General features: G+C 52.3%; 23 protein-coding genes and 1 tRNA gene. 11 read left to right on the top strand and 13 right to left on the bottom strand.

What is annotated here, in order from left to right:
- Positions 1 to 120: 120 nt before the first annotated feature.
- Positions 121 to 1023, bottom strand: a complete 903-nt coding sequence (locus LAO76_14790; protein ID MBZ5492194.1) for a hypothetical protein — start codon at positions 1021 to 1023, stop codon at positions 121 to 123.
- Between the two features lie 117 nt (positions 1024 to 1140).
- Here LAO76_14790 and LAO76_14785 point away from each other — a divergent pair.
- Positions 1141 to 1217 (top strand) — tRNA-Val (locus LAO76_14785).
- A 6-nt stretch (positions 1218 to 1223) separates the two neighbouring features.
- On the opposite strand, the gene LAO76_14780 is transcribed toward LAO76_14785, so the two are convergent.
- From LAO76_14780 to LAO76_14750, 7 genes are all read right to left on the bottom strand, one after another.
- Positions 1224 to 2480: a site-specific integrase gene (locus tag LAO76_14780; GenBank protein MBZ5492193.1), complete on the bottom strand. Its 1257-nt coding sequence runs from the start codon at positions 2478 to 2480 to the stop codon at positions 1224 to 1226.
- 17 nt (positions 2481 to 2497) lie between these two features.
- The gene (locus LAO76_14775; GenBank protein MBZ5492192.1) at positions 2498 to 2905 is read right to left on the bottom strand and encodes a hypothetical protein; all 408 of its coding nucleotides are present in this window, start codon (positions 2903 to 2905) and stop codon (positions 2498 to 2500) included.
- Positions 2902 to 3315, bottom strand: coding sequence for a reverse transcriptase-like protein (locus LAO76_14770; GenBank protein ID MBZ5492191.1), 414 nt, complete (start codon positions 3313 to 3315; stop codon positions 2902 to 2904). Before LAO76_14770 ends, LAO76_14775 begins: the two co-directional genes overlap by 4 nt.
- A gap of 971 nt (positions 3316 to 4286) precedes the next feature.
- The gene (locus LAO76_14765; protein ID MBZ5492190.1) at positions 4287 to 5030 is read right to left on the bottom strand and encodes a hypothetical protein; all 744 of its coding nucleotides are present in this window, start codon (positions 5028 to 5030) and stop codon (positions 4287 to 4289) included.
- A 217-nt stretch (positions 5031 to 5247) separates the two neighbouring features.
- Positions 5248 to 5721 carry a hypothetical protein gene (locus tag LAO76_14760; GenBank protein ID MBZ5492189.1) on the bottom strand — a complete coding sequence of 158 codons (474 nt, stop codon included), beginning with the start codon at positions 5719 to 5721 and terminating at the stop codon, positions 5248 to 5250.
- 81 nt (positions 5722 to 5802) lie between these two features.
- Entirely contained in the window at positions 5803 to 6165 is a 363-nt protein-coding gene (locus tag LAO76_14755) for a hypothetical protein (protein MBZ5492188.1), read from the bottom strand.
- Positions 6166 to 6326: 161 nt separating this feature from the next.
- The gene (locus LAO76_14750; GenBank protein ID MBZ5492187.1) at positions 6327 to 6677 is read right to left on the bottom strand and encodes a hypothetical protein; all 351 of its coding nucleotides are present in this window, start codon (positions 6675 to 6677) and stop codon (positions 6327 to 6329) included.
- A 323-nt stretch (positions 6678 to 7000) separates the two neighbouring features.
- On the opposite strand from LAO76_14750, the gene LAO76_14745 reads away from it, so the two are divergent.
- The 8 genes from LAO76_14745 to LAO76_14710 all read left to right on the top strand — a co-directional run bounded on the left by LAO76_14745 (position 7001) and on the right by LAO76_14710 (position 14816).
- Complete coding sequence (locus LAO76_14745) at positions 7001 to 8071, top strand: hypothetical protein (GenBank protein MBZ5492186.1); 1071 nt, start codon at positions 7001 to 7003, stop codon at positions 8069 to 8071.
- Between the two features lie 34 nt (positions 8072 to 8105).
- Positions 8106 to 8726 (top strand): hypothetical protein, encoded by a 621-nt coding sequence (locus LAO76_14740; protein MBZ5492185.1) that lies wholly within the window; start codon positions 8106 to 8108, stop codon positions 8724 to 8726.
- A 75-nt stretch (positions 8727 to 8801) separates the two neighbouring features.
- On the top strand, positions 8802 to 9131 hold the full coding sequence (locus LAO76_14735) for a hypothetical protein (protein ID MBZ5492184.1): 330 nt from the start codon (positions 8802 to 8804) through the stop codon (positions 9129 to 9131).
- Between the two features lie 206 nt (positions 9132 to 9337).
- Complete coding sequence (locus LAO76_14730) at positions 9338 to 10495, top strand: Fic family protein (GenBank protein MBZ5492183.1); 1158 nt, start codon at positions 9338 to 9340, stop codon at positions 10493 to 10495.
- A gap of 82 nt (positions 10496 to 10577) precedes the next feature.
- The gene (locus LAO76_14725; protein MBZ5492182.1) at positions 10578 to 11054 is read left to right on the top strand and encodes a MaoC family dehydratase; all 477 of its coding nucleotides are present in this window, start codon (positions 10578 to 10580) and stop codon (positions 11052 to 11054) included.
- 167 nt (positions 11055 to 11221) lie between these two features.
- Positions 11222 to 11620 (top strand): DUF3224 domain-containing protein, encoded by a 399-nt coding sequence (locus LAO76_14720; protein MBZ5492181.1) that lies wholly within the window; start codon positions 11222 to 11224, stop codon positions 11618 to 11620.
- 135 nt (positions 11621 to 11755) lie between these two features.
- Complete coding sequence (locus LAO76_14715; protein MBZ5492180.1) at positions 11756 to 13426, top strand: FAD-dependent oxidoreductase; 1671 nt, start codon at positions 11756 to 11758, stop codon at positions 13424 to 13426.
- Between the two features lies 1 nt (position 13427).
- The gene (locus LAO76_14710; GenBank protein ID MBZ5492179.1) at positions 13428 to 14816 is read left to right on the top strand and encodes a cyclic nucleotide-binding domain-containing protein; all 1389 of its coding nucleotides are present in this window, start codon (positions 13428 to 13430) and stop codon (positions 14814 to 14816) included.
- On the opposite strand, the gene LAO76_14705 is transcribed toward LAO76_14710, so the two are convergent.
- On the bottom strand, positions 14813 to 15358 hold the full coding sequence (locus LAO76_14705; GenBank protein MBZ5492178.1) for a DNA-3-methyladenine glycosylase I: 546 nt from the start codon (positions 15356 to 15358) through the stop codon (positions 14813 to 14815). The two genes, LAO76_14710 and LAO76_14705, sit on opposite strands and share 4 nt — an antisense overlap.
- A 76-nt stretch (positions 15359 to 15434) precedes the next feature.
- Complete coding sequence (locus LAO76_14700; GenBank protein ID MBZ5492177.1) at positions 15435 to 17687, bottom strand: molybdopterin-dependent oxidoreductase; 2253 nt, start codon at positions 17685 to 17687, stop codon at positions 15435 to 15437.
- 438 nt (positions 17688 to 18125) lie between these two features.
- Between LAO76_14700 and LAO76_14695 the strand changes: the two genes are divergently transcribed.
- Entirely contained in the window at positions 18126 to 19559 is a 1434-nt protein-coding gene (locus LAO76_14695; protein ID MBZ5492176.1) for a glutamine synthetase family protein, read from the top strand.
- A gap of 58 nt (positions 19560 to 19617) precedes the next feature.
- Here the strand turns inward: LAO76_14695 and LAO76_14690 are convergent, their stop codons facing one another.
- Positions 19618 to 19836 carry a helix-turn-helix domain-containing protein gene (locus tag LAO76_14690; GenBank protein ID MBZ5492175.1) on the bottom strand — a complete coding sequence of 73 codons (219 nt, stop codon included), beginning with the start codon at positions 19834 to 19836 and terminating at the stop codon, positions 19618 to 19620.
- Positions 19837 to 19914: 78 nt separating this feature from the next.
- Between LAO76_14690 and LAO76_14685 the strand changes: the two genes are divergently transcribed.
- On the top strand, positions 19915 to 20163 hold the full coding sequence (locus tag LAO76_14685) for a hypothetical protein (GenBank protein MBZ5492174.1): 249 nt from the start codon (positions 19915 to 19917) through the stop codon (positions 20161 to 20163).
- Here LAO76_14685 and LAO76_14680 read toward each other — a convergent pair.
- Together LAO76_14680 and LAO76_14675 are read right to left on the bottom strand one after the other, a co-directional pair.
- Entirely contained in the window at positions 20150 to 21067 is a 918-nt protein-coding gene (locus LAO76_14680) for a sulfurtransferase (GenBank protein MBZ5492173.1), read from the bottom strand. The two genes, LAO76_14685 and LAO76_14680, sit on opposite strands and share 14 nt — an antisense overlap.
- A gap of 8 nt (positions 21068 to 21075) precedes the next feature.
- Positions 21076 to 21972: a sulfurtransferase gene (locus LAO76_14675; protein MBZ5492172.1), complete on the bottom strand. Its 897-nt coding sequence runs from the start codon at positions 21970 to 21972 to the stop codon at positions 21076 to 21078.
- Between the last annotated feature and the right edge of the window lie 48 nt (positions 21973 to 22020).

Raw genomic sequence — 22020 nt, 5'->3', positions numbered from 1 at the left:
GGTGGGCCTGCGGAACAATCGTGCAGTACGAAGTTCAAAAAGGGGATGGAACGCTCTTTATGGGCGTGGAGGGAGATTTCGACCGCCGCTAAAGTCAGATGAGACTGCGCAGCTACACGGCTAACCTGCTGCCGGTACGAAGCGCGCTGCAGCCGCAGCCCTGATACATTGCTCGGCCATTCTTGCCGCGCCGGCGATATTTGGGTGCCCCACCGCTGATAGCAACACCTGGTTCTTCTGTAGATCGCCGGCCCCCACCAGTTCGTACGCCACGCGGCGTTCCGCCAAGGCGTGGTCCGGAGCCTTGTCTGGATCGTTCGATTCGCATTCCCACAATAACGACTCCGGCGCATATGCCGCGTTGGCTTCTTCCATGCCGGAATCGACGAAGATGGCACGTTGCGAGCCTGCCTCGCGGTTCACATGCTCCACAGCGCTCCGAAAAAGGCCGGTAGAGAGCTTCCAGAAGCGCACGCAATGCTCCACCACTTGATTGCGGAACAGGTCAGCATGAAAAAGTGGGCCAAATTTCACCCCATGGACCAGTGAATACAGGCTTTCCACGCCTTCAGCGCGGCTCAGATGGCTCAACGCGGGATAGTATCCAAGAAGCAGAATCCGGGCATTTGGGAATTTCTGCGCTGCCAGTTGCAGGATTTCCAGCAGATCGCGTCCGCAATGGTTGCGTATGTGCAACTCAAGCTCGTATTGAGGGATCATGGGATTGAAGACGCGCTGGATCTCCACGTCATTGATGCCGCCATTCATCAGCATCCATTGCACGCTCGCGGGATCGCCATTGAATTCCTGGAGCTGTTGCAGGATCGTTGGGAAAAAACATGGGACTTCGGCGGAGGGCATCGTGACCGTATATGAATCACGAAAACCAATTTTGGCCCCGGAATGGGCCAGCATCTCCATCTCCACACCTAAATGCTCCGCCAGGATGCTGGCGGTCTTGTGCTCATGCGCCAGACCCTGGCCCCAGAGAACCGAATCACCAATAACCAGAAGATTTTTCATGCCGATGGGGTCAGTCTATCAAGGTTTCTGCGAGATGGGACGCCAGCTTTTTCGAGGGGCATTTGGGCGAACTCTCAGCAAGAGATGTTAGAATAAAAGACGCCATCCTGTATCTCTAGGCCCGTAGCTCAGTTGGTTAGAGCGCTTCCTTGACACGGAAGAGGTCGATGGTTCGAGTCCATTCGGGCCTACCACTTAACTCATTGAATCTGCTGGGTAGGCAGCGGCAGTTTTTGGACGGATTGGCGAGATTCGTCAACATTAGTCAACAATTCCCCTAATCTCTGAACTGCCTCGCGCTGATGCGCGGGAATCTCGAATGTGTAGAAGTCGAGCGTGGTAGAGAGTTTGGAATGCCCTAACTGCGCTTGCGCGTCTTTCAGACTCCCGCCCACGAACTGCAATAACGTTGCGTGAGTCCGTCTGAAGGTGTGCCAGCTCAGCCAGGGAGCGCCGATCTTCTTTCCGGCGGGTTTTAGCTCTCTGTGAAGGATGTTTGTATCTCCGTACGGAGTCCCGTTGCTTGTCTGAAAAACCAGTCCGGGGCCGTCCGGGGTTTGTTGCTTTGCCCGATGCCGTTTCAGTGCTTCCACACACGGCAGGGGCAAAGGAAGTGATCGTTTGCTGTTTTTGGTTTTTGGAGTGTCCATCTGACCGCGATAGCACCTCTGGCTTACCGATAGGACGGAAGAGGAAAAATCCACATCCTCCCACCTGAGACCTAGAATCTCTGCGACTCGTAAGCCTGTGAGAAGCGCCAAAAGAACCATTGTGCGATAAGGCTCTCTTAGTGCGTCCAGCAGCACCGGGATTTGTTCCGCAGTGAGAATGTGCCTCTGTTTCACTGGTTTGTATTCCGGTAATTCCACTCCGCTTGCAGGATTTTCGCCCGCGAAATAGTTCCACTTTTTTGCTGTGGCAAAAATTTTGGACATCAGGTTTTTGAAAAGGTCGGCGGAAGCCGAACCTAATCCGCTCTCCAATTTCTTGAGCGCAAACGATTGAATGTCCAGAGTGCCAAGTTCGCAAAGGCGATATTCCCCAAAAGCAGGTAATAGATGGTTTTTGAGTGTGCGGCGATAACGCGTCTGGGTTGGCAGTTTCAAGGTCGGAAACACATTCGGAATAAAATACCGTTCGACAAATTCCCGAAAGAGTATTGTCGAATGGGGCGTGATCTTCCCTTGATTCAGCGGGCGCAGGAATTCCTCTGCAAGTTTCCACGCTTGTCGGCGTGTAAACTGGCGAACCGGGCCGATGACCTTGGAAGCCAATCGCCGGCCAATCGTTCCGTTTTCCTTTATGTAATCCTCCCGCCAAAGCAACTCCCAAACCTGATTTATTTTGCCGCGTATTCGCAAACTTCCTTTTTGATAGCGACGGCGTGCCATCTCTTTTTGCCAGCCTCCTAACTGGTCTGGCTGCCGTTGCTTTTCCGCGATTGGAAGTATATTCACGCTTATTCCAAAAAGAATTAAGAAATGTTTTTTGTTTTTGCAATTGGCCGCACGTTTTTTGCGTGCTTTTCCAGCATTGATAACAAAGCATTTACTCGCTCTTGTAATGCTGCCGCGATTCGCCTTGAGTTGCGATCCGCAGAGAACAATCCGCTCTTTGCTTTCAGTTTTTTGATTTGCTTTTTGAGTTCGTCAATTTCGGTGAGTATTGCGCCGATTTCAAACGGGGATTTATTTTCCCGAATTCCTTTTGAATTTCCCTTTTTCAATTGACGCACGAGTTTTGCAAGGCGGGAAATTCCTGTTTTGCGCCTGACAAACGCCTGGACTCCGCACTCGTCACAAATGAAGTATCGCTTCCCGTTTTTGTCCTTCCTTATTTCGAGGTCGGCTCTGCACAAGAAACATGGAAGATGAGCAGTCAAAGGGAAATCTCCCCAACGTTACGTTGCAGACCTCTCTTGAGCAGTCCATCGGCTAGGTTCGCTCTGCGCGGAATCCACTTAACAGAAACCTTCAGAGAATTTCTTCGAATCAGTCCTTTGATCTCAGTCAGCAATTCGCGCAAAGCGGAATCATGCACCTGATAACGTCCATTAAATTGTTCGGAGACAATTTGAGAATCTGTAAATACAAGGGCTGCGCTCTTTGGGGGTAATGAGCTGAGGGCCGCTAACAAGCCGTTGTATTCTGCTTGATTATTTGTCAGATGGTCTTTTTGAATAATTTCGCTCTTTCCGCTCTGCGGCTGTATCCACGCAAAACCAGAACCCTTGCCGTCTGGCCTTGCTCCGCTACCGTCAATGTGAATTTCAATGGGAACTGCATTTTTCATCTGATTACCTCTTTCTTCTGTGGAAGCCCGCGTGATAAAACGCCTTCTCGACAGGAGCACTTTGCACAAGGACAGTTTTTCCGGGAGCGGGCTTAGGAGTGGTCAGAGAGGAATCCATTTCGCCGACACGGAAATTCCAGTCGCACTTGTGTGCATCTCGGCCGATGTAACGCGAAATGTAAAACGCTGCTCCGCGTTCAAATGGGAGAATTCGATTCCATCCGGCTTTTTCCTGCACCCACTTCCAAAGCTCAGTACGTGAGTAACGGTCAAGCCCGCAAGCTGCCAATATTGCGTGTTGATGAAATCGGCCCCCGATTTCCCCAAACTGATCGGCGACCACATAGTCCACTCTTGTTCTGAGGTCGGATTCGAGATGGTTCACAAAACGCGTAAAAAAATTGTGCGCGAAGTCGGGATGCGGGCGGCCATTGCCACTAGTCGGAAAACCTCTCCGCCAGGGATAGTTGCGAGTGGCGTAAGTGATCGTTCCAAAAATCTGCCATTCTCCTGATACTGTTCTTGTTCCTAGCTCATCAATCCATTTCCCCATTGATTGCGCAAAGCAGCTCTTGCAAGTACACCCGTCCTGATGTGAATTCCTCAAATTCGGCCCACCTTTGGACACACCTGGGGGAATCAAGAATGGGAACAACTGTCGGGGCTTCGCCCCGAACCCCACCAAGGGGCTTCGCCCCCTGGACCCCCAGACAGACTCTTTGCCTCCAACCCCGGCAGTGCTTTACTTTCGTAGAACCCCGACCAGCATTCATGGCCCCTGCTGCCGTACGTTGTCACCCGTCGAATGGTCTGTCAGTCCTTCGTTGCGGGTTCTAAGGTTGAGCAGGGGCCGTGAATGATGCCCCAGCCCTAGGGTTATCAAAACGGAGGCTTGCGCTACCAAAAAGAAAGAAAAGTAGCGGAAGGCGACCCAATATCACAAAGAAAAGATTCTTTTGTTTGAAGGGTGATTAGGATTGTTGCATTCGCCGCGCCTGCCGTACCCGTTCGATGGAGGTACTGAAAGTCAGCCCATATTCCATTCCTGCCATGGCCTCCGCGAGCAACTTCGCACGAGTGGCGGGGCGTTTGCTCCGTCTCTTTAGGGTAGCGTCATGAAGTGCGAGTTCAAATTGCTTGTAGTAACTGAGCAAAAAGCCAGCAGCTTCCGGGTGATCCGCTTGCCAAAACATCACAGTTTCGAGCGCGGTCTTCTTCGTTGACTGTTCCAGTTGAGAGAGGATTTTTCCTATCAGAGGAGATAGAGAGTCGGCGACCTGGATGAGCCTGGGATAATCAGCAAGTTTCAACTTCGGCTGGCGACCTTGCGTACCCTTGAATGTTTCTGCCAAGTCCAGAAGAATCTTCCGTAAAGGAGAAAGATCGAATAACGAAAAAAGAGCCTTAGCTTGCTCGCGTGTCATGCCGTCGCGGGACTCAAGCTTTACAAGCCACGATTTCAAGCTCACTTTATCGTTTGTTTCGATACACCGTAAGAGGTCGATTCTTGCCTGTTCTGGAATCTCAGGCATACCCCAGGAACGCGCCACAAGTGACATGTATTCGGGATGAGACCACCCCTTGTTCAGCAGCCAGCGGAGAGTTGTGCTCTCTGAACTGAAAAATCTTTCTACAAATCGGTCTATGACATCCTCAGCTTCCGCTTCGGTGAGCAGGTTTACAGCCTGAGCAGATTGTTCAGAGTGGTCGGGCACGAGACCGTATGCTAACCTCTGATCCGGTAAAGAACCAACAACTGTGTCATAGCAGCGGGATTATACGCGAGTGGAAACTCATTAGAATGGCATTTTGTCGCATGGCTCCGAGAAAAACTCAAGTTTTAGTCCCTTCAAAAAGGTGGAACGGCTTTGAGTTTGTCTGTAAAAAATTGAAGGGAACGTGAAGCGTGTTTTTTTGGCGAGCGGGAACCAATCAGTTGCCACTTGAAGCCGACGTTACATTTGATTCAGGAATTCCAGCTAGTTTTTTCAGGTGAATGACACTATGCTCATAGTTAACAAGTCGTGTAAGAAGCTGCCGAATCAATAACGCCTTTCCAAAAGCGACCCCAATAATGGCGCTAGACAACGGTACCGCAGCAATCTTGTTATGCGTCATGAAAGACAATAAAAAGAAGATCCCAGTCCACAAAACCGCGGCATAAATAATCGAGACAATATTCCACAGGAAAAAGAGAATGAGCTGATAGCTGTCATTGTGAAGACGCTGCAAAAGGGCAAGGTCTCTTGCGAACTGCTGCTGATTGTATTCCTTGAATTTGAGCGGGCGCTCACGAAGGAATCGCTTGATTTCAGATGCATATATGGAAACGAGCGAGCTAAAAACAAACAGAATCAACGTAAAGACGATGGGATGATTCGAGGGCCATTTAATCAGCGAGTCCATGCCGCGCAATATACCACGGTTTGTCTTCGGCTATGCTCTTTTGTGTGCTGTATGCCCGAGACGGCGGGGAGATTCGCGGGATTAGGTAACCTTCTTTGGGTAGCCACTAAAACCAATACATTTTCTGACGTCATAACACCATTGAGCTAGCTGGAAATTTCCTGCACCGTCATATTCCTTGCTGGGTTCATGGGTCTTGTTGTTTACTGCTAAGGAATTAAGAGGCGGCCACCCTTGTTCATCGCACCATTCCGCGATGTCACGCAGAGGTTGGCCAATGTCTCTCCAGCCGATATGCGCATTTGTACCAATTGCCTGATAGGCGATAATCGCTTTTTCTACAGATTTCTGATTTACGTTTTTAGGCTCGCGTCGAAATCTCCTTTGGTGCTGAAGCAGTGCATTCGCTAGCTTCACGGCTCTGTCGCTCATGTGATGTGCCATAGATTTGCAGCCTTTCTTGTTGGCCGCAATTTTATGCTGCCCCCAAGTTACTCAGCAAGGGCAATCGCGCCTAGATGACTTTTATTCCAGATTTGTTGCTTGAAGAAAAAACCCGCCTGAGTGGGGCGGGTTGATTCTTTCCTTCGGCTTTTTTGTTCTTGCTATCTCTTGCGGCTAGATTTCTTGCGCTGTTTGGCGAGTTCCTTTTTTCGCTCTGCGGCCTGAATGAAAACGTCGTCAGGGTCTCTGAGACGTTTTTCTTCCGCTTGACGCACTTTGCCGAAACGGCCCCAGTCGTCAAGTTCGATTTGGTGCAAGGTCTCCAAGAATTCCTGATTACATTCTGCTTGTAATTCTTGGGTGAATCCTTGAAACAATCGGGTAGATTTGGACCTGAAAACTCCGGTTCGCTGCAACGTGTCGCAGTGTCCTACGATTGCTGCAAATGAGGAGTTAAGCTGGTATAGGGTGTGATAAATTTCTACTTTTTTGGTAACGTCAAGATCAGCCAAGGTGCCTCCACGTAGGTGCTTTGGTCAGGGGCGCGTTTCGGTCTCACCACCAAGCGCGTCCCGCTGTTTTTCATCTCAGGAAAGACCTTCCTAAAGACAGTTTCAATGTTGCAGAAATTGGCGACGAACTCAACAGAAAAACTCGTCAACAATTCGTCAACAAAACTCGTCAAAAAAGCGGTGTTTTGAGGGGTACTGCAATGCGGAAAACAACGGCAACCAAAGGGTTTTAGGTTAGTGACCTCGTTTTTGACACGGAAGAGGTCGATGGTTCGAGTCCATTCGGGCCTACCACTTAAATCATTGAATCTGCTGGGTAGGCATTGGCAGTCCGTCCGCAATATCAGATGACTTTAGACCAAATGCATTTTTCGGATTGGGTAACGCTCGGAGGAGAGTGCGTCTCTATTGCCTATGATCGGGTCGAAGATGATCCGCACCGAACAGGTTCTTCGTATTTATTCGAAATTAAGGATGCAGCCCACAATCGCGGTCAGAGACTTGTGCAGCTATATCATGCAGGGCGACCCGTTAAGCAGGGGATTGCTTCTGATATTGAATACAAAATAGGCATCAATGTAATTCGTCGTGCGCTGGATTCAAGAGAGCTGGATTTCGATGCTCCCTTCGATGAGGTCCAGTATAAAGAACTGAAAATTAAAAACTCTGATTTCGAGCCTCATGCCAAAGTGACGGATGCCGAACTCATGCAATACATAATGCACAAGGCGTATTGGCTCGGTTATAAGCTGAATCCTCGTGTGGGCTTATACACTGCGGAGTATGAAAATCATACTGATTACGATTATTTAGGAATTGAATATAGTGATATAAGGCGCGTCATTTGGCTTCTTACGCAACGGCGCTTGCTGGGTGGGAAAGGACAGGAGCGCGATACCCCACATGTTACTGAGAAATTGGTGAGCCTCTATGAGTCCAGTCATGGGACAAAGCTCGCCAGTGAATATGTATTTCCCAAGGGAACACAGTGGGACGCATACAAAGCAATTAAACAAATTCTGCAATCCGCGAAGCGGGAGATTTTTATTGTCGATAATTATATGAATGGTGATGTTCTTGATATGGTTGCGGCATTGCCTCACAAAATCAAAATTCGCTTGCTCACAGGAAAGGCCAATCCTGATTTTAAAGTTTCTGTCAGCCGTTTTAGAAGGCAATATCCGCAGCACCAAATAGAAGTACGCAAGCATTCTGCGGAAATTCACGATCGAACAATTTCGGTTGACAATGCACAATGGTACGCATTGGGGCATTCTCTCAATGGATTTGGTGGAAAACTGTCGCTGATAAATAAACTTGAAGATGTCAATGCCATTCAAACCCTTCGGAATACGCTTGAAAAGATATGGGCGGCTGCTTCATTAATTACATAATTTGCAATATGGAAATATTGGGATGGGTAGATACATGGCGAGTGGCTTTCTCCATGAGGCGTTCGATTTAATTGTTTGGGGAAGAGTGTATCGCTATATTCATCAGGCGAAGGATCGGCACGCGCAGCATGTTCCTGGCTTGCGCCATCGTGAAAAGGGCCATGAATGGTATCAATGTTTCGGCAGCAGTTGGGATTTTGAAAACCAGTTCCCGATGTGGCGACACACCGAGATTCAAAAATTAAGAGAGCGCGCGGGACCAGAGGCCGCTGAGGAAATGATGGCTTCGGATGCTCACGATTTGATTGACCGTACCTGGGATGACCTCTCTTCCACTGAAAGAACATACTGCGAGGGGTTATTCGTGTGGCTGATTTATAACCCAGATATTCTCTATTCTTGGGCTGGTGTGGATGTAATACATGGGCGCATATCCCGCGTTATTGGCGACGAACTGGTTTGGGAAGGTTCACCAGAAACAATCATCGAATATCGTGCACTACGACGTCGAATTTCCAAAAATCACAAACACCGCCTCGCAGAAGTGCTAAAACAGTGTGGAGATCAAAAGGCAGCTAGAGGAAAAATGCTCTATGTCCATCTTGAAAGGGAAAGCATTTTTTGCGGTCGGCCACAAGCATTTGGGAAAATCTAGAACACTCGCGTTCCTCACTAGCGGCAAACGAAAGCGATATTTTGAAATCAGGGAATCGAATTCTTTGTAAGGCGGATGTCCAATGACGATGTTCGGCATAGCTTCTTTTCGTTATTGAAGCGCCTTAAGCCTGAAGATCACGCTCACTTGTTGATAACGCTGTGTCCCACTTTTACGAATAAACGACAACGGACAAAACTCATTGCTGTTCTCATGGATTTTCGCAAACGGTATGAGCTGGTCTTCTTTGTATTACGTCATAATTTTAAGCGCCCCAAGAAGCTTATAAGTGATGAGGAAATTGAAATGCTCGAGAAATTTGGAAAGGTAAAAACCTTCATAGCCAAGGCCGAAGCCGCCAAAAGAGCAAGGGCATTTAAGAAATTTATACGGGCGAATATATGAACCTCCTGTTTTGATCTCTACCGCACTCTGCAAAAACTCGTCACCGAAACCGTCAATTTTCGGGGGCGTCTCATGATTGCGGCCTTAGAGAGGCGATTCGTGACGCTTCTTGCTATCACTCATGTTTCGATTTAATATGAGCGATTGAGTCCTCTGTCGCTCGTATACATCGATTTTGTGAGCGATAGACGGGCCTTCTATCGCTCATGACCTGGAATTGGCAAAAATCGGATTGGCCGGAGTTCAGCTGGGAAGCGGCTCGGCTGGCACTGGCGGAAAAAGAGTTCTTGATAGCCGGCGGCAAACTCGCGGGCACGGTCAAGCACCTGGACAAGGAAGAGCGCGAACACATTACCGTGGACTCGATGAGCACGGAGGCGATAACGACCTCGGAAATCGAGGGCGAACTGCTGGACCGGGCAAGCGTCCAATTTTCCATACGCAAGCAGCTTGGCTTGGCCGCCGACAAACGGAACGTGCGGCCCGCCGAGCGGGGCGTTGCCGAAATGACGGTCGATCTATTTCGTTCGTTTGGCGAGCCCATTTCCAAAGAAATGCTTTCTGGCTGGCACCGCATGCTGATGAGCGGCCGCCGTGACCTCACAGATGTCGGCCGCTATCGCACCGGCAGGGAGCCGATGGAAATAGTTTCCGGGCCTCTGGGAAAGACAAAAGTGCATTTCCAGGCTCCACCGGCGGACCAGGTGCCCGGCGAGATGAAGCGATTTATTGCCTGGTTTAACCGGACTGCCGCGGGAGGACCAGAACCCTTGCCTGGGCTCACCAGGGCAGGAACCGCTCATCTTTACTTTGAATGCATCCATCCGTTTGAGGACGGAAATGGACGAATTGGGCGCGCGCTGGCGGAGAAAGCGCTGGCACAAAGTCTGGGCCAGCCTACGCTTACCGCTCTGGCGGCGACGATCCTTGCACGGCGCAGAAGCTACTACGATGCGTTGGAAGCCGCAAACAGACAAACCGAAATCACCGGATGGCTGGCCTGGTTTGCAGGCATAACGATAGAAGCCCAGAGGCGAACGCTTGCCATGATCGAATTCCTGATCGACAAAGCCAAACTATTTGAGCGCCTGCGGGGACAGATGAACGAAAGACAGCAAAAGGCATTGCTCCGTATGTTCAAGGAAGGCCCGGATGGATTCAAGGGCGGACTTTCAGCGGGCAAGTACGCCAGCATCACCGGTACGTCCCCGGCTACTACGACGCGCGATCTTGCAGATCTTGTCGAAAAAGGCGCATTGGTCCGCATGGGAGAATTGCGACATACTCGCTATCAACTCGGCATCCCGCTCCATGCTTCCAAGCGTATTGAAGTCAATGATCGGGGTGAGCTGGTGGAAGTATAGACTTTTCAACCCCTAGTGGATTGAGATGATTGCTTTCATCGTTATCGCCAATCGATAAGAATTTTTTCCGGAGACAACTGCCATGAGCCAAACAAATGAAAGCCTCCAGAGACTGTATCTGGAAGACCTTCACGTGGGCCAGCGATTTGTCTCTGGCAGCCACTACATGGATGAATCTCAAATCAAGGAGTTCGCGCGACAGTTTGACCCGCAGCCTTTCCACCTTGATGAAGGAGCTGCGAAAGCCAGCATATTTGGCGGACTGGCCGCCAGCGGATGGCACACTGCCGCCGTCGCGATGCGCCTGCTCGTGGATGGCGGTCTGCCGCTGGGCAACGGCATTATCGGCCTGGGCGGCGATCTGGCGTGGCCCAAACCAACGCGTCCCGGTGACACGCTGCACGTGGAAAGCGAGATCCTGGAAATAGTGCCTTCACGTTCCAAGCCAAACCAGGCCATCGTTAAAGTGAGAAGCATCACGTCGAACCAGAATGGCGAAGCGGTACATTCATTCACTTCAAAGTGCCTGGTATTCAAACGCCCGCAGTCGCCTGAGTGATGATCCTGGCGCTGCGCTAGAATGCTTGGGTGAAAAACAGTGTTCGCGTTGTCGCAAAAGTCCATCGCCGCTTCAAACCCATCATCGTTATGTGCCTGTCGATTGGGGTCGTCTCATGGACGTGCACACATCCATTGATCGCAAGTGCATTTCAGAAAGGACCAGCCATGAGTCATGCCAGTGGAACGTTCGAAGTAAAACTTGTGCCTCAAACAGATGACAAGAATGGCGACGCCACACTTGGCCGGATGACAATTGACAAGCAATTTCACGGCGATCTGGAAGGAACCAGCAAAGGCCAGATGCTCACGGGCATGACCGACGTGAAAGGGTCAGCCGGTTACGTGGCAATTGAGAAGGTAAGCGGAACATTGAAAGGCCGCACCGGCACTTTCATCTTGCAGCATACGGGAACCATGAACCGGGGCTTGCCGCAACTGACGATCACCGTGGTGCCTGATTCCGGAACGGGCCAACTGGCAGGAATAACCGGAGATTTTAAGGTCATCATAGCCGACGGCAAACACTCGTACGAGTTCGAGTACACACTGCCTGAATCTCATTGAGTTGCTCGACCCGCCGGAATCGCTATTCAGTCGGCTACTTGTGAATAAAGCGACCAAATTCCCACGCCGGCATCTAAATTGTCTCTTCACTGGCGATTAGCGAAAGCAGTTCTGAATAACTGAACGTAGGTTGTTATGGCGAAACCGATTTTGCTTTGTATTGACGACGATTCTGATGTTTTGCGAGCCATTGAACGCGACCTGCGTTCGCATTACGGCGCCACTTATCGTGTGCTGGCGAGTGATGCTCCTGAAAAAGCTTTGGAACTCTTGAAGCAATTGAAAGTGCGGAATGACAACGTGGCCCTGCTCCTGGCCGATCAGCGCATGCCCAAAATGGATGGCGTCGCTTTTCTTCAGGAAGCAATGCATCTCTTTCCCGACGCCAAGCGCGCCTTGCTTACTGCATACGCCGATACGAATGCCGCCATCAGCGCCATCAACCAGGTCAACATCAATTATTTTTTCCTGAAGCCCTGGGACCCGCCGGAAGAGCACCTCTATCCGCAATTGGATGATCTGCTCGATGATTGGCAGGCTTCTTACCGTCCCACGTTTGAGGGAATCCGTGTGCTGGGCACCCGATGGTCGCCGCGTTCTTATGAGCTGCGCGATTTTCTGGCGCGCAATCGAGTTCCCTATCAATGGATTGACGTGGAAATTTCCGCCAATGATCCTGAAACCAAGCGGTTGCTCGAGGCGCTTGGCTCCGAATCCGCAAGCCTTCCGGTTGTGCTGTTCCCTGATGGCACAAAACTTCTTGAGAGTGTTCCGGCTGAAGTCGCGCAGAAAGTAGGCTTGCGTACTCGCGCGCAGACTGATTTTTATGACCTTGCAATCATCGGCGGCGGGCCTGCTGGCCTGGCTGCTGCGGTTTACGGCGCGTCTGAAGGCCTGCATACGGTAATCGTGGAATGCGACGCTCCCGGCGGCCAGGCAGGTATGAGTTCGCGAATTGAAAACTATCTCGGCTTTCCGAACGGCTTGAGCGGCGGCGACCTTGCGCGTCGGGCCGTGGTGCAGGCCAAACGCTTTGGCGTGGAAATTCTTTCGCCGCAGGAAGCCATCGGCGTTCGGACGGAAGGCTCTTATCGCATCATCAAGCTAAAAGACGAGAGTGAAATCTCCTGCCACGCCTTGATGGTGGCCACAGGAGTCCAGTGGCGCAGGTTGGATGCTCCCGGCATTGATCGCCTTCAGGGCGCTGGAGTTTATTACGGCGGCGGTTCTACTGAAGCTCTCTCCTGCAAGGGTGAAATAGTTTACGTGGTTGGCGGCGCAAACTCAGCCGGCCAGGCCGCAATGAATTTTTCCAAGTATGCTGAGCGTGTGGTGATTCTGGTGCGCGGCGCTTCTCTTGGCAGCACCATGTCACAGTATTTGATTGAGCAGATAGAGCAAACACCCAATATCGAGCTTTGGACCCACGCCAACGTCGCAGAAGCGCATGGTGAAACTCACCTGGAAGAAATTTCTGTGCTCTGTTCAGATACAAACAAAGTTGAGCGTGTGCCCGCCACTTCAATGTTCATCTTTATTGGCGCTCTGCCGCGGACAGACTGGCTGGGCGACCTGGTGGAACGAGACGAGCGTGGCTTTATCCTGACCGGCCCTGATCTTATGTGGAATGGCAAACGCCCAAAGAGTTGGGCTTTGGAACGCGATCCGTTCCTTTTAGAAACGAATATTCCTGGGCTGTTCGCCGTGGGTGATGTCCGGCACGGTTCAGTCAAGCGCGTCGCTTCTGGAGTCGGCGAAGGCTCTGTGGCGGTGCAATTCATTCATCAGTACTTGAGCAAGGTATAGCATGGTTCAAAAATCAGAGCTGCTTCAGGTGCCGGTATTCGCTGATTTGCCGGATGATCAGATTGACTGGTTCATCAGCCAGTCACAGGAACTCACAGCGAAGGCAGGGGAAACGTACATTCATCAGGGCGACCCCGCGGACTCGATGTTTGTATTCCTTGATGGACAGTTGCAAAGCCGGGGGGAATTTGGCGGCGAGACAGTTTTCTTTAACAGCAAGGCCGGCGACATCGGGGGCGTGCTGCCTTTTTCCAGAATGAAATCCTACCCGGTGACTGGACGTGCGATTACTGATGCTCGCGTGCTGCGTTTTCCAGTGGCAGCTTTCCCGCAGCTCATACAGAAAATGCCTGAGCTTACGCAACGGCTTGTGGGTCTCATGTCTGACCGCATCCGCGAAACCACACGCGTTGAGCAACAACGGGATCGGCTGGCTGGGCTGGGCAAGCTTTCCGCCGGGCTGGCCCACGAGCTAAACAATCCTGCATCGGCCGCTAAGCGCGCCACCAGCCAGCTCCGCGCCACCATGAAGCGCATTAAGGACGCGAGCCACGCGCTGGGTGCGCACGATCTCACCGCCGCACAGAGAGCCGAGATCGAAAAGCTGGAGGCTTCACTTGTCCAGCAGGACGGGCCGCCGCCGGATACGCTCACCATCAGCGCGCTGGAGGAAGAAATCGAGTCCTGGCTGCGCGCTCACGAACAAGAGGATTTGTGGCAGCTTGCGTCAGATCTGGCACATAAAAACATTCAGCCCGCGGCTTTGGATCGTTTATTCGCTACGCTCGATGCTGACACTGCGCGTGCCGCCCTGATGAGGATTGCAGCTTCCATGGAGATCGCAAACCTGCTGAACGAGATTGAAAACAGCACCTCGCGAATTTCCGATTTGGTCCGTGCAATCAAGGAATACACCTACATGGACCAGTCTCCCATCCAGAACGTGGACATTGTCAAAAGTCTGGAAACCACGCTTACAATTTTGAACCACAAGCTCAAGCGCGGAGTCACAGTCCAGCGCGACTACCAGCGCGTTCCCTTTCTGGTGAATTCCTTTGGCAGCGAGTTGAATCAGGTCTGGACCAACGTTATTGACAATGCGATTGATGCGATGGGCGGCCAGGGCGAGCTTCGCGTACGCACCTATCGCGAGGACGCGTGCGTGGTCGTAGAGATTGCAGACAATGGTCCAGGAATTCCAGATAAAGTTTTGCCGCACATCTTTGAGCCATTTTTCACGACCAAAGGGGTTGGCCAGAGCACAGGACTGGGATTGGACACCGCTTCGCGCATTGTACGCAAGCATCGCGGGCAGATTCAGGTGAACTCAAAGCCGGGAGAAACGCGCTTTCAGATATGGCTTCCGCTGGCGGAAGCACCATCTAACTAGCGTTTGCGCTCTGCTGCATTTTTGATTTCTGCATAGCGAAAGCAGGTCACTAGATGATCATTCACCATTCCGACCGCCTGCATGAATGCGTAACAAATGGTCGGGCCAACAAACTTAAATCCGCGTTTCAGCAGGTCACGGCTCATTTTGTCGGATTCTTCTGTCCGCGCCTGTATCTGGGATGATGCGCTGAGCGCATTGACGATTGGCTTCCCACCGACAAATTGCCAGATGTACGCATCAAAGCTACCGAATTCTTTTTGCACGGCCAGAAAAGCTCGCGCATTCTGAACCGTCGCCGAAATCTTCAGCCGGTTGCGGACAATGCCAGGGTTCGACATTAGCTGCTTCGTTTTGTTCGCATCGTAGCGTGCGATGCTTTTAGGATTGAAGTTGCTGAAGGCCCGCCGATAGGCATCGCGCTTGGCTAGAATGGTGGACCAGCTCAGACCCGCTTGCGCGCCCTCAAGTATCAGGAATTCAAACAACACGCGGTCGTCGTGCTGTGGCACGCCCCACTCAGCATCGTGGTAGGCCATCATTTGCGGCGTGGTCGCCCAGGAACAGCGTAGTCTTGCATCCAACGGCTCCTGCGGCGTATTTTTTGCAGGCATCGTCTTACCGCGCCTGCCCCGTTAAGACGCGGGCTGCCACAGGCCTCATCTCAACTTCCATGCCGCTGAGCACGGCATTGCCGGAAAGCGGATCGCGGCGGTTCTCATCCATCAGCGCGTTCAGGTTGGCGCCGGGATTTGCAGCAGCCACTTCAAGTTGTGTGCCGGGTTGATCGTGGCCCCATCCGTGCGGAAGGCTGATAACTCCCGGCATCATCTCGTCGGTAATTTCCACGTCCGCTTCAACGGAGCGGCCGTCATGCGCGATGCGCGCTCTCCCGCCGTCTTCCAGACCGAGCCGCGCAGCATCCTTGGGATTCACCAGGGCAATGCATCGCGCCGCGCCTTTGGCCAGGACGGGGAGATTGTGCATCCAGCTATTGTTGCCGTGAAGCTGGCGTCGTCCAACGATCACAAGATCCGGAATCGACCGTCCGAAATCAGCCGCTGGCCGCTTGAGGTCATCAATCAGCATGGCAGGTGCGAGTTCAATTTTTCCTGAGGGCGTTCGCAGCATCTCCGGTACGCGCGGTTCGAGCGCGCCAAGATGGATTCCGCCTTCCGCCGCTTCAACTTTATCCAGGTTAAGTCCATCCGGCTTCATGCCAAACTGATCGCCGTAAGGCCCGGCGCGCAGACCGAGATCCAGCAACCGCTCTGCGCCGCGCCGCTGCGAACCTGCTTGGAAAACCTGTTCGGCAAAGGGTCCGGCTGTGCGTCGCAGATCGTCCATCAGCAATTCATCGTCAATCTGGTTGATGTCTGCCGTAGCGCCTTTTCCTTGAATAATCCCAATCAGCCGCAAGAGCACTTGCCACTCTTCAGGACGGTCAGATGTGCGAGGGAACACAGGATGGCTGTAACGAGCGTGATTACGATAAGAAAGCTGCGAGAACGCCACGTCATAATGCGAATCTTCCAGCGGTGACGTTCCCGGCAAAATCACGTCAGCATGGCGTGAGGTCTCGTTCAGATAAATGTCCAGACTCACCATGAATTCCAACTGGTCCATTGCCGCCGCAAGACGCTCGCCGTTGGGCGATGACAGAGCTGGGTTGCTCGCTACCGTTATCAGCGCTTTTACCTGGCCCTCGCCCGGAGTCTGGATTTCCTCCGCCAGGCAATTCATGGGAAATTCGCCCAATACTTCCGGCGCTCCAGAGACGCGGCTCTTGCGTCTGCCCGTGCCCCCCCCTTTGCCCATTCCCGGCTTGCCCATGCTGTTCGATTGCAACGCAGCCGCTTTGGGAAACATGGCGCCGCCCGGCTCGTCAAAGTGTCCGGTAAGAATGTTCAGCACGTCGATCAGCCAGCTGCACAGCGTTCCATACTCTTGTGTGCACGTGCCCACGCGTCCATATACCACCGCATGTTTCGCAACCGCCAGCGAGCGGGCCAAAGCGCGGATTGTTTCGGCAGAAATTCCGCAACGGGCAGAAACTTTTTCCGCAGCAAAGCCGGCAACAGCGCTTTCGAGCACTTCAACGCCGGCAATATGCTCCGCCAACCGGCCAAGCCTTACCAACTTTTCCGCGAAGAGAGTATGCACCATGCCAAGCAGCAGAAATGCGTCGCCGCCAGGACGAATAAAGATATGCTCATCGGCTACGTCGGCCGTCTCGGTGCGCCTGGGATCGACGACAACCAGCCGCCCGCCACGCGCACGCAGGGCCTTGGCCTTATCGCGGAAATTCGGCACAGTCCAGAGACTTCCATTGGAGACCATGGGATTGGCGCCCAGCATCAGCAGAAAGTCAGTACGCTCGATGTCCGGCACAGGAATAGAAAGGAAGTCACCAAACATCAGGCCGCAGGAAAGATGCTTGGGCATCTGGTCCAGCGTGGATGCGGAAAAAACATTCTTCGATCCCAGGGCTCTACCGAGACGCGGCGCATAAAGCAGCAGCGCAAGTTTGTGGACAATGGGATTTCCCAGCGTCAAAGCGACCGAATCCGCTCCGTGTTTGGCGATGATCGGCGGCAAGCGGCGCTCAATCTCCTCGAAAGCCTCATCCCATGTGGCTTCCTCAAAGCGTCCGTTGCGTTTGATCAACGGTTTGCGCAGGCGGTCAGGATCTTCATGCAGGTCCTTAAGCGCCACGCCTTTAGGACAGAGATAGCCATGGCTAAAGACATCGGCAGCGTGCCCCCGAATGCGCTTCACGCGGCCTTCAGCCACGGTAATTTCAAGGCCGCAGCAAGCTTCACAAAAAGGGCAGATCCGATGGTGGACGGTTTCGTGGTTTTCATTGGTCATCGAACTCCCTCCTTAGACAGACGAGATGGAAGCACGCTTAGATTGCAGATGCAAATTCAACACGTCCAAGGTAAAGATTTTAAGGACTCTTGTAAACAGAGTCTAAAGCTGTGGCAGGGATGGGCTGCAAGACGGTACCATTATCACGCAGGCTCATGACTTCGAAATCACAACTTGTGTGTACCGGGCTTTTTGGCAGTGGTTGCAAAGCCTTTGGTTATGGACTATGAGAGATTCTGGCTCCGCGTAAAAAGCAACGAATAAGCGACACATTGTGATCCGTTGCCTTAGGCCGCCAAGCCATAAAACGATTTGATGGCAGCTATCAGGTCTTTTAATTGGCCCGTGACTGTGCTGATGGAATATGCTAAAAAGTTAACAACTGCTCGCACGGATCCGCATTGGCCCAATAATCAAATTCAAGCTTGAAGGAGCTTCATGGCAAACGAACTGCGCAATTTTCTCGCTCTCTCCTATGACGAACTGGAAGACATGAATCTGCAGGCGAAGGAGCAGCGCAAAAACCGCGTTGCCATGCACAAAATCCAGGAAGGCCGGCTGAAATACCTGACCGATGAGAAGCGCATTAAGGCCGTCACCGTGCTTTTCAGCGATCTTGAAGGCCGCCTGCACATGCTGGATTATGACAAGAAATTCCTTCTTAAAAGCTGGGACAACCTGACTTTTGACGGGTCGTCCATTCGCGGTTTTACAGCACAGCGTGAAAGCGATCTTCGCCTTGGTCTGGACTGGAGCTCGTTTTACTGGGCGCCGTCAGACGTTTTTGGTTCCGGCAAAGTCCTGGTCTTTGGCGATGTCATCGATAAAGGCGGCACGCCGTACAGCGCCGACATTCGCGGCAATCTTAAAGTCTTTGCCGCCGAAATGCACCAGAAAGAGGGCTACACGCTCAACGCCGCCAATGAAATTGAAGGCTTCCTCTTTCAGGGCTCTGACGCCGAGCGTCGCTACCATGAGACCAACAAGTTCGAGTACGTGAACACCGGCGGCTACTATCATTCTCTGCCCGGCGATCCGCTGCGCACGTTCATTGACACCACGGCTGAAGTGCAGCGCGCCATGGGCTTCCAGAATGAGAAAGACCATCCTGAGGTGGCCCCCTCGCAATTTGAAATCAACTACAGCTATGGTGAAGTTGTGGCCGCTGCCGATCAGATACAGCTTTATAAGCTGATCTGCCGCCAGGTCGCCACCCGCATGGGCCTCACGGCTTCATTCCTGCCCAAACCGGTCGTCGGCGTCAATGGAAACGGCATGCACACCAACGTTTCCATCAGCAAAGACGGGAAAAATCTTTTCTGGGACCCCAAGGGCGAAGAGAAGTTAAGCAAGCTCGGTTGGGCTTTCGTAGACCGCATTCTTACGCACGGCAATGACATTTGCCTGATGCTCAATGCCAGCGTGAACGCCTATCGCCGGCTTGATCCGCACTTTGAAGCGCCGAACCAAATCAAGGCTTCGGCGGTCGATCGCGGCTCCATGGTGCGCATCCCGATCGGAAACGAGAAGAGCATGCGCGTTGAAGTACGTTCCGTCGCGCCGGACGCCAATCCTTACATGGTGATGATGGCCGTTTTCAAGACCGGAATCGCGGGCGAAACGTCCAAGATCAAAAACCTGCGCCAGGCCGAGCGTTACCTGCCGGACAACATTTATACGGCCATGGAAAACTTTCGCTCGTCCAATTGGACCAGCAAACTGATGGGCGGTGAAGACGTGAAGACGCGCTACGCAGACCTGAAGCAGGCTTCAGCCGACCGTTGCCCGCGACTGTTAGGAACGTTTGTGAAATCTCCGGAAGTGCAGTACCACCACGACGTTTACAACCAGTTTTTGTGGAACATGTTCTAGATTTTGCCTTGTCCCGACCGGAGGGAGGGAACCCTATCGAGTTCCCTTTCCACGGGTTTTACACGCCCTGTAGCAGCTTCGATATTGTTATTTTGAATCCTCGGGCCAACGTCTCAAGCATCGGAAGAGACGGGCAGACCTTGGCATTTTCCCACTCTGATATGTTTCCCCTGTCAATTCCAAACTGGTGCGCCATCTCGCCCTGGCTCAGTCCGGCTTGCTCTCGCAAATAGCGGAGCCGCTTGCCAACCCGAACCGTGATATTTTCCCTTGACACATTTAGATTGTCGCCTGTAGGATTCCTCCGACCTATCGGTTACCTCCGACAGGTTATCGAAGTGAACACCATGCAAAAATGAAATTCCATGAAATCAAAGGCAAGACAATTCAAGCCATAGAACTCTTCGTTTCTCCCGATGGCGACTGCATCATCGACATAGGCTTTCAGGACAAGACTTCGCTCAGCCTCATTGTCGAGCCGTGCGTTGTAATTAAGCCTGTATTGGCGGACTGGAAACCTGCGAATATAGACCACTCAAGCGGTGGCGGCCTGTTCAGAGCAGATCGTCTCGCCCATAAACGCACTTTCTCTATGGATGCTTAGCAGAGGTTTCTACCGGCAAACCGTTTTTGCTCCATTCAAAAAATGAAGCGTCATACATGCTGGGATCGTAACCAAGATATTTCGCCACAAAGTAATCGAAGGAAGATTGCATGCCTGTTCGGCAATAGGTAACCAGAGGCTGGCCTGCTGCGGCGTGGGCTTGTTCATACATACGCCGCAATTCTGCTTCCGGCTTCAGCACAGGATTCTGGCGGCTTACGAGCATGTCCATCCAAAACAGGCCTTTTGCTCCGGGAATGTGTCCGGCTTTGGCAACATCCTCTGAGAGTTGCTCCCCGGTAAACTCTTTTGTTGGCCGAGCGTCCAGCAGGGTCACGCTTCCCGGCTTCTTTTGTGAAAGGTCGCGCACGGTTTTTGTATCCACCAGAATTTCCGGCCGCGGTGAAATCACAAGCGTTCCGGTTTTCGACTGCGGCATTTCCGTTGATAGTGGCCGTCGTTCCGCAGTCCACTTCTCCAAGCCGCCATCCAGAAGCGCAACGCGCGCCGCGATACCCAGATAGTCGAGAGTAAAGTACGCTCGCGCCGCGAACAGATTGGAGCGTTCCCCGTATAAAACTACCCGCGACGAGTTGCTGACCCCGGCTGCTTCAAAAACGTGTTTCAACGTCTCCACTGGTGGCAGTTCGGTGGGGATGCCGTCGCGTGTTACCGCAATGTCCTCCAGCTTAATCTGTCTTGCGCCGGGGATGTGTCCTTTGGAATAAAACTCCGGTGTGGAATTGACGCAAAGTACGACTACGTCCGGCTCACTCAAGTTTTCTGCCAGCCATGCGGTAGTGACCAGCATTTCAGGCCGCAATTTCGGCGCCGCATTGTTCTGGGCTGTCACAGATGGCGCGTGCATCATCGTGAGCGCCGCGAGAATAAGTCTTCTAAACATCGAGCCTCCTAGCGCAATGACGTGCCCACCACCAGCGGCAGCTTGCTCATATGACTCCACTCATGAATCGATCCGTCAAACATGGCTGCGTCATAACCCAAATATTTGGCGATGAAATAATTATGCGAAGCTTGCAAGCCGATCTCGCAGTATGTAACCAGTTTCTGTCCCGGCATAATGCCTCTGGCGACAAAGAGCGCTTTCAGCTTGTCTGGCGGCAAAAAGACAGGATTGTTCTTGGCGTCGACCAGCGTTTCCTGCCAGTAAATATGCACCGCTCCCGCGATATGCCCGTCGGTATAGCGCTTGTCGGGCCTCGAATCCACCAGAACAGTGGTCTTTGTTGGTTGCTCAGAGAGTTTCTTTACTTCTTCCATCATGGCGCGAACTTCAGAGTGAACATGTGGAGTGAAATCGCCCCTGGTAATTTTCGGCGCATCCTTAGAGAGCTGCCGATTTTCCTTGCGCCATTCATCCAGGCCGCCATCCAGCAGCGCCGTATGCTCGCCGTGGCCCAGATAATCCAGGGTGTAGTAAGCGCGTCCGGCCATCGGATACCAGGCCGTGGTATAGACCACCACACGCGAGTCATTGTTTACGCCCAGCTTTTCAAAAGTATCTTTGAGCTTTTCCATCGCAGCAAGTTCGGCATCCTCGCCTTCAATAAAGTCTTCCAGCGCCAGCAAGCGAGCGCCGGGAATATGGCCTTTATCATATTCTGAGCGCTTGTCAGCGACATGCAGGACGATCACTTTAGGATCATTGAGGTGCTCGCTCAGCCACTTTGCTGAAACGATCATCTCCGGATGGACTGCTCCATCGCCAGATGTTGCATACGCGGTTGGGGAAAATACTCCAAGGGCCACAACACATAGGCCGAGGCTGCGAAACAATTTGTTGATCATAGGTCGGTATCTCCATGTCCATATTCAAGGGTCGATGCACCACGGATA

This window comes from Terriglobia bacterium (assembly GCA_020072645.1).
Taxonomy (GTDB): domain Bacteria; phylum Acidobacteriota; class Terriglobia; order Terriglobales; family Acidobacteriaceae; genus Angelobacter.
The sequence above is the reverse complement of the archived record's forward strand: the minus strand, read 5'-3'. Positions and strand labels throughout refer to the sequence as shown.

What these genes read in the sequence shown, in the direction of transcription:
- LAO76_14790 (MBZ5492194.1), bottom strand. Translation starts at nt 1,023, where the DNA reads ATGAAAAATCTTCTGGTTATTGGTGATTCGGTTCTCTGGGGCCAGGGT.
- LAO76_14770 (MBZ5492191.1), bottom strand. Translation starts at nt 3,315, where the DNA reads ATGAAAAATGCAGTTCCCATTGAAATTCACATTGACGGTAGCGGAGCA.
- LAO76_14760 (MBZ5492189.1), bottom strand. Translation starts at nt 5,721, where the DNA reads ATGGACTCGCTGATTAAATGGCCCTCGAATCATCCCATCGTCTTTACG.
- LAO76_14755 (MBZ5492188.1), bottom strand. Translation starts at nt 6,165, where the DNA reads ATGGCACATCACATGAGCGACAGAGCCGTGAAGCTAGCGAATGCACTG.
- LAO76_14740 (MBZ5492185.1), top strand. Translation starts at nt 8,106, where the DNA reads ATGGCGAGTGGCTTTCTCCATGAGGCGTTCGATTTAATTGTTTGGGGA.
- LAO76_14735 (MBZ5492184.1), top strand. Translation starts at nt 8,802, where the DNA reads ATGTCCAATGACGATGTTCGGCATAGCTTCTTTTCGTTATTGAAGCGC.
- LAO76_14730 (MBZ5492183.1), top strand. Translation starts at nt 9,338, where the DNA reads ATGACCTGGAATTGGCAAAAATCGGATTGGCCGGAGTTCAGCTGGGAA.
- LAO76_14725 (MBZ5492182.1), top strand. Translation starts at nt 10,578, where the DNA reads ATGAGCCAAACAAATGAAAGCCTCCAGAGACTGTATCTGGAAGACCTT.
- LAO76_14720 (MBZ5492181.1), top strand. Translation starts at nt 11,222, where the DNA reads ATGAGTCATGCCAGTGGAACGTTCGAAGTAAAACTTGTGCCTCAAACA.
- LAO76_14715 (MBZ5492180.1), top strand. Translation starts at nt 11,756, where the DNA reads ATGGCGAAACCGATTTTGCTTTGTATTGACGACGATTCTGATGTTTTG.
- LAO76_14710 (MBZ5492179.1), top strand. Translation starts at nt 13,428, where the DNA reads ATGGTTCAAAAATCAGAGCTGCTTCAGGTGCCGGTATTCGCTGATTTG.
- LAO76_14705 (MBZ5492178.1), bottom strand. Translation starts at nt 15,358, where the DNA reads ATGATGGCCTACCACGATGCTGAGTGGGGCGTGCCACAGCACGACGAC.
- LAO76_14700 (MBZ5492177.1), bottom strand. Translation starts at nt 17,687, where the DNA reads ATGACCAATGAAAACCACGAAACCGTCCACCATCGGATCTGCCCTTTT.
- LAO76_14695 (MBZ5492176.1), top strand. Translation starts at nt 18,126, where the DNA reads ATGGCAAACGAACTGCGCAATTTTCTCGCTCTCTCCTATGACGAACTG.
- LAO76_14685 (MBZ5492174.1), top strand. Translation starts at nt 19,915, where the DNA reads ATGAAATTCCATGAAATCAAAGGCAAGACAATTCAAGCCATAGAACTC.
- LAO76_14680 (MBZ5492173.1), bottom strand. Translation starts at nt 21,067, where the DNA reads ATGTTTAGAAGACTTATTCTCGCGGCGCTCACGATGATGCACGCGCCA.
- LAO76_14675 (MBZ5492172.1), bottom strand. Translation starts at nt 21,972, where the DNA reads ATGATCAACAAATTGTTTCGCAGCCTCGGCCTATGTGTTGTGGCCCTT.